Genomic DNA, 9,575 nt, shown 5'->3' with positions numbered 1-9,575 from the left:
CATTCAGATGATTTATAGATAGTAGGGTGGGCATTGCTCACCTAAAAACTTCTGAATTACAAATTATTTTAAATTATCCTTGACAGTTTCTACTCCAGGGGAAATATACTCGAATTGTTTCCCTCAGGTTTGATTATGGGTTGGATACCATTACGAGAACGAATTCATACCATGCCGCAAGTTCTCGCTGGTCCAATTTTGCGGCGAACAGAACCCAATACGGTGACTGTTTGGGTGGCTTTAAAAACAAGTTGCAATGTAACTTTAAAAATTTTCGATTTAAATTATAATTTATTGCTATTTGGTAGTCAGAAAACAATTAAAATTGGCATCAATTTGTATGTTGCTGCTGTCACTGCCAAAACTGAATTCAATGTACTTTTATATGGTGAAAATTATCTCTACGATTTAGAATTTGATGGCAAAAAACTTGATACTCCCGGAATTTTAAATGCAACTGGTTTGATTACCGATATTACTTACACCGCCTTTAAATTACCCAGTTTTGCATTACCTCCCCAAAATTTAAATGAATTACGAATAGTGCATGGTTCCTGTCGGAAATTGCATGGTGAAAGCTTAGATGCAATGGCAGGTTTAGACAAAATGATTCACGAAGCGCTGATACTGTCACCAAAACAGCGTCCACACCAGCTTTTTTTAACAGGCGACCAAATCTATGCAGATGATGTTGCTGATGCTTTATTATTTATCTTAATGGATGCATCAGAAACACTTTTGGGATGGTCAGAACCATTACCTGATGTTGAAAATCCAGCCGAATTACAGCCCGGTAAACGCAATAAACTAGCTACAAATATTGCCGGTTTAACTGCCAGTATCGATAAATTTAACCGGATTACCAACATAGACAAAAGCCATTTATTTACCTTTGGTGAATTTATGGTGATGTATTTATTTGCTTGGAGTGATGTACTCTGGACATCACCAGAAAACTTTCCTGAATTTACGGATATTCATCAAAATCCATCCCGATTTAATCGTGGCAAAAAAGAATTTCAACAAGAAATTACCCATCTCCAAAACTTCCTCTCCACCTTATCCCAAGTCAGACGAGCCTTAGCGAATATCCCTACCTACATGATATTCGACGACCACGAAATCACCGACGACTGGAACTTGAATTTGGGATGGTGCGATCGCGTTTTATCCAAACCCTTGGGTCGTCGCATACTCCAAAATGGTCTATTAGCATACGCCATTTGTCAAGCCTGGGGAAATACACCTGAACAATTTACTCAACATCACCTGAAAGATAATCCAGGGGCAGCATTACTCAAAGCCGCAGAAAAATGGTTTGCCTCCGGTGGGAAAGATAGCCAATCCGAACAAGAAATTACTCAACGCATCGGTTTACCCACCATTGCAGATATTAAAAACACAAACCCCAGACAACTGCCCCATTTCCCTCAAGCAATACAATGGCATTACAGCATCAAAGCGCCCGGTTATGAAGTTATTTTCCTCGATACCCGGACTCGCAGAGGTTTTCCTGGTGGAGAATTTGATTTTCCCGCACTGTTAAGCGAAGCAGCATGTCAGCAACAACTACCTGACTTGAATGAACAAACGCCAATAACTTTTATTATTTCACCTGGTCCTGTTGTCGGTTTACCTTTCCTCGAAGGTATTCAAAAATCAGCGAAAACATTAGCCGAAAAACTAGGAACAGCAGCTTGGGGATTTGATCCAGAAGCTTGGGGATTAGAAGCAAAAGCATTTGAACAATTTTTAGCCCGGTTAGCATTACGCAACCCAACACCTCAAAGCCGTATAGTTATCCTCTCTGGCGATGTTCACTATAGCTTTGCAGCACGTTTACAATATTCAGCAAATCAGGCATTTCCAGAATGTAGTGATAGGATGCCAAAGCATCAAACAAATCCCCAAAATCAGCATCAAATTAATCATGAAATTGTCATTGCTCAATTTACCAGTAGTTCTTTTAAAAATGAAAAACGGGACGCTGGCGGTAGTTATTCATTACATCTAAAAGGTTTCATCCCCTTTAAATTCATAGACCATCATCCCAAAGCCGAAATTTTAGGCTGGGCAAATTCTCAATTACAAGAATTACCAATTGGCAATTTTTATACTTATTCGGAAGACTTGATGCAGCGTTTACCATGGAGTATCAAGGAACAACCATCAATAGTCAATTTAGTTGAAAAAAGAACTTGGTTTCGATTTTTAGAAGTATTGAAAAAACCAGAATGGTGGTATCGAATCGATTTCTTATCCGCTAAATTGGAAAATATCAACTTAAATAATTGTTTTTGGTATTGGAATAGGCATAAATCTGCACAACAAAAAGAACCAAAATCTGTAATTGCCCCTTTACCAACACAAAACCGTCGCCCAGCATTAGAAGATTATCTAAAAATGGCAAAAAATTATCACGAATATAAAGGATTGTGGGGTCATGGAAAGGAGATTGTTGGAGTCAATAACTTTGGTGAAATTACTTTTGAATTAGATGAACAGCAGCCAATTGCTGTACAAACTCTGTGGTGGAGATTAGAGAGTTTTCACAAAGATAAACTTTTAGAATGTTTTCCATTAACTCGATATGAAATCTCCCTGAGTTTTGATGATCCCGAATGTCCAATGAATGATGTGTTGAGAGAAGTTGAATAGATTACATATTTTGATGCTGGATTAGTTTTCCAGTTTCCCAGGCGATCGCATTATTTCCTATTATTATCTATGTCTCTCCTCTGCCCCGGCTTCGGCGAACCTGATATGATTCTCTGGGAATCATCACAAATGACCAGTGATTAAGGGGAATATTCACAAATGACGAACTTGGTTGTTGCCACCGGAAATCCAGGAAAACTCAAAGAAATGCAAGCTTACCTAATTGATTCTGGTTGGGAATTAATGCTAAAACCGGAAGAATTAGAAATTGAAGAAACTGGTGAAACCTTTGCGGCAAATGCCTGTTTAAAAGCTTCACAAGTCGCATTAGCTACAGGTAATTGGTCGATCGCTGATGATTCTGGTTTGGCGGTGGATGCTTTGAATGGCAGACCAGGAGTATATTCTGCCCGTTATGGGAATTCAGACACGGAACGAATAGATAGGTTATTAAAAGAACTCAGTAATCAAGAAAATCGGCAAGCAAAATTTGTTTGTGCAATCGCAATTTCTCGTCCAGATGGTGCGATCGTTTTACAAACTGAAGGAATTTGTCGTGGCGAAATTCTCTATGCTCCTCAAGGGAATGGGGGTTTTGGCTATGATCCCATATTTTACGTGCCCGAACAAAATTTAACCTATGCAGAAATGACACCAGAAATGAAGCGTTCCATCAGTCATCGGGGCAAAGCCTTTACAGATTTACTCCAAAAGTTGCCGAATTTGCAGTAATTTGGGAATCGGCAATCAGTTTTAATACCGTTGCTCCAAAATCTGGCAACACATCTTCCCATCTCCGCGTCCTCACGTCATCATCTGCGACTTTCTTTTGGAGTGTGGGCAATCTCTTGACATCATAGCTTGCGGGAAGGCTACGCCAAGGAAGGCAGGCTTGCCCGCTACTATATTTACGCAAGTTAAATGTAGAACAGCTGAGACATTGATTAATCAGTAATAAGCATTCACCATTAACTAATAATTAACTAATGACTACACCGCTTCAGTATTTTTCTCACCTGTCCGAATCCGTACTACCTGTTCAACAGGAGAGATAAAGATTTTACCATCACCAATTTCGCCAGTACGAGCCGCCGCAATAATTTTATCAACTACCATATCAACCTGGCTGTCTTCAACGACAATTTCCACTTTCAGCTTCTGCAAAAACTCAACAGTATATTCCGAACCGCGATAACGCTCGGTTTGACCTTTTTGACGACCAAAACCCCGGACTTCGGAAACTGTCATCCCCACAATACCAGCATTGACTAAGGCGATTTTGACTTCATCAAGCTTGAAGGGACGGATAATTGCTTCGACTTTTCTCATTCTCTTTCTCCTTACTTTGAGTAGCTTCGTTTATCTATCTAACCAGATTCTCTGCCTGTAGCTGCAATTTATTGCATTCAAAGAATAAACAGGGAAATTCTGAAATCAAGATGTACAAATTATCATGCCACTTTCAATAAATACAACGCCCGATGAAATTAAATTCAACAGACTACATTTTTCATCTCATTAACAGAGATTTAATCAACAGAATTTATAATCCTGATTATTATCAATTTATCATTATTTTGTATTTCTTGTAACAGAAATAATGCTTAAAGTTTGGTATTGCAAGATACTCATGTTATGCTTGCTTATATACCTCAGGGCTATATTGCGTAGGCATAAAACCTACTTGGCTGATGTGAAGATTTCCTGTAGCTTGCAACTCTTCGACCCAAAACAGGTATTAGCTATTACTGTGGCTTTGGATTAGAGGTCGAACAACCACATAACCAGCACCGAAAGCGGTAATGACAATCAGCAAAATCGCAATTAGCAGCGTCCAACCATTTGTTTCGCTGGTTTGCGGTTGTCGCTTCGGAGGATAATAGCGAACTTCTTCTTCTTCAATATATGTGGGATGGTTTGTGGGGAAATAATCAGGTACTTCTGGATGTAGTGGTTTTTGATTAACTTTGGTTTTTTTAGGTTGAGGGGAATTCACTGCTGAGCGACGAGAAGTTACTTTTTGAGTGCGAACTACCTTCTGAGGTTCAGAAATCCTTCGCTCGACTTCATGATTGAAGTTAAAGTTGGCAGATGTGGGGACTTCTGGGTGATAACTAGTTGATTCAGGAGCATTAACGAGATACTGCAACTGTATAACCGAATTTACTGCTTTTGTAATTTCTCTTTGTAAAACTTGGTTTTCCGTTTGCAGTTGCTGGTTTCTTAAAGTCAATGAATTAACCATTTCCAGTGCAGCTTGTAATTCCTCAGCCAAGTCACGATACACCGAAAGCGGTACAGATGCCGGATAGCTTTGGTAACTTGTCGTTTGAGGATTGGGAACTGAGTTTGTAGTCGTTCGCATAGGTTTAAGTTAATTCTTAGTTAATTGCCGCAATCAAGGGTAATAGATATAACAAAAATTGTCTTTAGTCAACAAGGATATTACGGAAACTATGCCAAAGGATAATAGAAAATAGTCCAGAGAGCAAAGTTTTTTGACACTTCTTGAGGTTATTGGCTGTGAGATAGACAATAAGACTATACACTAAGGAAAATTTCTTGAGGAAACGTTACATGGCAAAAGTAAATGGGGTAAAAAGTGAAACCTCTACACAAGAAGTATCCTTAAATTTGGAGGCAGAAGAGGAGGCGATCGCAACTTCGTCGGCAACAATAGAAGATAGCCAGGGTATTGATGAGATTTTAAACTCGCTGAAAGCTTTATTGAGTACAGTGGAAAAGCTGCAAAAAATTCGCCAGGAGGTGGGTGATATTAAGCCTTTAATCGGGCGAATGCTAGATGGGGAATTAGTGGCTGGCGAAGAACTTGAACAACTAAAATCAGGTGTGAGTAGTCTTTCGCGTCTGGTGCGGGCTTATAGCGATCATCAAGCGGCACTTTCTAAAGCACAACCCGCCAGAGAACTCCTAGATCGAGTTTTGAAAGAGGGGCATACTGGATAATTATTTCAATTTTCTGTGATCATGCGCTTAATAAAGCTTAATCTTTCGCTATTAGTGTGAGCTTGACAATCTCAGCAATTAAGCGCAACTTCATCATTTATTTTGCATATTGTCACAATTTTTTCTCTTGCAGACGATAATTCCCTGTTGCAAATCACACATAACTTGGTACACTTGAACTTCATTAGCCCAGATATACAACGCTTATGGTTCACATAAAGCGCGTTGAACTGACAAATTTTAAATCTTTTGGTGGCACAACTTCGGTACCATTGTTACCGGGGTTTACTGTTGTGACTGGTCCTAATGGTTCGGGTAAGTCGAATATCCTCGACGCTTTACTATTTTGCCTGGGTTTGGCTGGTTCTAGGGGGATGCGTGCAGATAAATTGCCTGATTTGGTAAATACTGCTCAGATATCTAAGGCTCGTGCGACAGTGGAAGCGAGTGTCACCGTTACTTTTGATTTGTCGAACCACGCACCGGATGAAATTTTTAATGAAGCAGATTTAGTTGTCACCACGATTGAAGATGATGACTCTTTGCTTGATGAGGTGGAGGAGGAACCCCCCAAAGAGGAAGAACTGAGTGAAGACGATCGCACTCGCAAGGATAAAATTAAAGCGAAGCCTGGCGAAGATTGGTATGTGACGCGACGGCTGAGGGTGACGCAGCAGGGTACTTATACGTCGAATTATTACATTAATGGGATTTCTTGCACGCTTTCGGAGTTACACGCAGAGTTAGAAGGTTTGCGGGTGAATCCCGAAGGTTATAATGTGGTGTTGCAAGGGGACGTTACGGGTATTATCTCGATGAATGCGCGGGAACGTCGGGAAATTATCGATGAGCTAGCGGGTGTGGCTGCCTTTGATAGGAAAATCCATCAAGCGAAGGATACTTTAGAGGAAGTTAAGGAAAAAGAAGATAGCTGTCGGATTATTGAGTCGGAATTAGTGGCACAATGCGATCGCTTGGCTCAAGATAAGGCGAAAGCTGAGAGATATCAAAAGTATCGTAGCGAATTTTTGGAAAAACAAAAGTGGGAAGTTGTGCTTTCTTGGAGAAGTTTGCAAAATCAACAGGATAAGTTGCAAAATCAAATCCAAGCTGGGGATAAGCAAAATACTGAACTTAGTGAACAGTTAACGAATCTGAATCAGGAAATTGCGGCGAAGCATATTGAACTGGAAAAAATCAACGCCCATTTAAAGACTTTAGGTGATGAACAGTTATTAGCGACGCAGTCGCTACTGGCTAACCAGGAAGCAGAAAAGAAACAATTACAACGTCAGCAAAACGAACTGACGAATACGCAGCAAGATACTGCCCGTAGATTACAACAGACTCAAGCGGAAATTCAACAGCATCACCAAAATTTACAACAAGTCGGCGAAGGACAAACCTTAGAACGACAATCAATTTCCTATTGTCAGCAACAACGGGATACAGCACAGCAAACCTTGGAACAATCCCGCGAAACTGCTGGCACAGTTGCAGCCGCATCGGAAGCTTGGGTACAGCAGCAAACAGCACTCAACCGTCAAATTGAAACTTTGTTGCAAACTCTGGAACCATTAAGGACAGAGCAAGCCCAGTTAAGCGAGAGAAATGCCCAACTACAGCAACAAATTCAGGAACAAACGGAGTTATTAGCCCGAATTGAACCAGAATTAGCTGGCAAACAAACCCAACTTTCCCAACTAGAAAATGAAGTCGGGGGTGCAAACGAACCCATCCAAGATTTAGCCCAGAATCTCGCCGCCACTGAACAGGAATTACAATTGCAGCAGGAGACGCACAAGCGACTGTTACTCGAGCAACGTGACAAACAACGACAACTCGACAAACTCGAAGCCCAGGCACAGGCACAGCAGGAAGCCCAGGGTACGGGTGCTAGTAAAGTCATTATTCAGGCAGGACTTCCGGGAGTTTGCGGATTAGTTGCCGAGTTGGGACGGGTGGAGCCAGAATATCAATTAGCCTTGGAAATCGCGGCGGGAGCGAGATTAGCAAATATTGTCGTCGAAGATGATGCGATCGCATCTGCTGGTATCGAATTACTCAAACAACGACGGGCTGGGCGAGCCACATTTCTACCTTTAAATAAAATTCAAGTGCCCCGCATCCCTTCCGTGTCAGAATTACGTCACACCAATGGGTTTATTGATTTAGCCATTAATTTAGTGGAGACAGAAAACCGTTTCCGTGATGTTTTTGCCTATGTTTTTGGCGGAACCTTAGTATTTGCCAGTTTAAACCAAGCGCGATCGCAATTAGGAAGATATAGAATCGTCACCCTGGATGGGGAATTACTGGAATCGAGCGGAGCCATGACTGGTGGTAGTATAGGAGCGCGATCGCAATTACGATTTGGGACACCGGAAGCGGGGGAATCGGAAGAGGTACGCCAAATTAAACAGCGTTTGCATGAAATTGAGCGGGTTTTAGACAGATGTAGCCAAGCAATCACCAATCTTTCGGCAACAGTTAAACAATTATCCCAAGAATTGACCGAATCTCGTCAAGGTAAGCGCGAACAACTGCTTAGATTAGAAGCATTACAAAAGGAAGTTAAAAATTTATCTACTCAGGTAGACAGCGCTAAAAACCAACTTTCCCAGAATCAAGAGAAATTTACCACAGCGCGATCGCGGTTACAAATTTTAAACGGGGAATTACCGAGTCAGGAAGAAACTCTGTTGCAATTAAGACAAACATTAGCGGAGTTGGAAGCCTCACAAACACCCAGTGAATGGCAACAAATCCAAGCCGAGATTAAAAATAACGAGCAACAATTACAACAACGCGAGACCGCATTACGGGAAGCTCAACAACGCTTAACCAACCTCGAATCACAACAGCAAAGACTCCAAGAACGCATCCAAGAAGCCGAAGCCCGGATTGAACAATATCAAGAACAACAGCAAACTCAACAAACTCAACTCATTGCCCTCAACAGCCAACACTCAACACTCAGCACCCAAATCGAACAAACCCGGATAAAATTAGCGGAACTCGAAGCCAACTTAGGCGAAGATAAAAAGAAACGCGATGCCTTAGAAGCAGAATTGCGATCGCATCTTTTAAAACAGCAGCAAATTGAATGGGAAATCCAAAAACTCCAAGAAAGTCAAATTACTAGACGGGAAGAACTCGCCAACGTCCAAACCCAACTGCAAACCATTTCCCAAGAATTACCCACACCCCTACCCGAAGTTCCCCAACAAGTCGATTTAGAAGAACTTCAAAAAGAATTAAAAAGCCTCACCAAACGAATGCAAGCAATGGAACCTGTGAACATGCTCGCACTCGAACAATACGAACGTACCCAAAATCGTCTCCAAGAATTAACCCAAAAACTAGAAACATTAGCAGGAGAACGCACCGAACTATTATTAAGAATTGAAAATTTTACCACTCTCCGCCAACGCGCCTTCAAAGAATCATTTGACGCAGTCAACGAGAACTTCCAAGCCATCTTTGCCAACCTTTCCGACGGTGACGGCTACTTACAATTAGATAATCCCGAAGACCCATTTAATAGCGGTTTGAACATGGTAGCACACCCCAAAGGGAAACCTGTGCAACGACTTGCTTCCATGTCCGGGGGAGAAAAATCATTAACCGCCCTCAGCTTTATTTTCGCCCTGCAAAAATACCGTCCCTCACCCTTCTACGCCTTTGACGAAGTTGACAGTTTCCTCGACGGCTTTAACGTCGAACGATTATCAAAAGTTGTGCGCGAACAATCATCCAGCGCTCAATTCATCGTTGTCAGTCACCGTCGTCCAATGATAGAATCAGCCGAACGCACAATCGGTGTTACCCAAGCACGGGGAGCTTATACCCAAGTGTTGGGAATTACGCTAAAAACAGACAATACATCTGCTTGAGATTTTGTTAATAATAGTGTATAGATTAACCGGATTCGAGAATCAGGACTCGGT

At 41.4% G+C, this 9,575-nt stretch carries 7 protein-coding genes; 4 read left to right on the top strand and 3 right to left on the bottom strand.

Annotation, left to right across the window (positions count from 1 at the left end):
* The first annotated feature begins 135 nt into the window (after positions 1 to 135).
* Both VB733_RS22070 and rdgB read left to right on the top strand, forming a co-directional pair.
* Positions 136 to 2,658 carry a hypothetical protein gene (locus VB733_RS22070; protein ID WP_323342206.1) on the top strand — a complete coding sequence of 841 codons (2,523 nt, stop codon included), beginning with the start codon at positions 136 to 138 and terminating at the stop codon, positions 2,656 to 2,658.
* A gap of 159 nt (positions 2,659 to 2,817) precedes the next feature.
* Positions 2,818 to 3,390 carry an RdgB/HAM1 family non-canonical purine NTP pyrophosphatase gene (gene rdgB / locus VB733_RS22065; RefSeq protein ID WP_323342205.1) on the top strand — a complete coding sequence of 191 codons (573 nt, stop codon included), beginning with the start codon at positions 2,818 to 2,820 and terminating at the stop codon, positions 3,388 to 3,390.
* Here rdgB and VB733_RS22060 read toward each other — a convergent pair.
* From VB733_RS22060 to VB733_RS22050, 3 genes are all read right to left on the bottom strand, one after another.
* Complete coding sequence (locus tag VB733_RS22060; RefSeq protein ID WP_323342204.1) at positions 3,353 to 3,574, bottom strand: hypothetical protein; 222 nt, start codon at positions 3,572 to 3,574, stop codon at positions 3,353 to 3,355. The two genes, rdgB and VB733_RS22060, sit on opposite strands and share 38 nt — an antisense overlap.
* A 74-nt stretch (positions 3,575 to 3,648) precedes the next feature.
* Positions 3,649 to 3,987: a P-II family nitrogen regulator gene (locus tag VB733_RS22055; protein WP_323342203.1), complete on the bottom strand. Its 339-nt coding sequence runs from the start codon at positions 3,985 to 3,987 to the stop codon at positions 3,649 to 3,651.
* A 409-nt stretch (positions 3,988 to 4,396) separates the two neighbouring features.
* Positions 4,397 to 5,023: a hypothetical protein gene (locus tag VB733_RS22050; RefSeq protein WP_323342202.1), complete on the bottom strand. Its 627-nt coding sequence runs from the start codon at positions 5,021 to 5,023 to the stop codon at positions 4,397 to 4,399.
* 212 nt (positions 5,024 to 5,235) lie between these two features.
* Here VB733_RS22050 and VB733_RS22045 point away from each other — a divergent pair, with 212 nt between their 5' ends.
* On the top strand, positions 5,236 to 5,625 hold the full coding sequence (locus VB733_RS22045) for a hypothetical protein (protein WP_323342201.1): 390 nt from the start codon (positions 5,236 to 5,238) through the stop codon (positions 5,623 to 5,625).
* A 206-nt stretch (positions 5,626 to 5,831) separates the two neighbouring features.
* Positions 5,832 to 9,521, top strand: a complete 3,690-nt coding sequence (gene smc / locus VB733_RS22040) for a chromosome segregation protein SMC (RefSeq protein ID WP_323342200.1) — start codon at positions 5,832 to 5,834, stop codon at positions 9,519 to 9,521.
* Positions 9,522 to 9,575: the final 54 nt, after the last annotated feature.

The sequence above is a fragment of the Calothrix sp. UHCC 0171 genome (assembly GCF_034931845.1).
Taxonomy (GTDB): Bacteria; Cyanobacteriota; Cyanobacteriia; order Cyanobacteriales; family Nostocaceae; genus Brunnivagina.
This window is presented reverse-complemented; position numbering and strand designations above follow the sequence as displayed.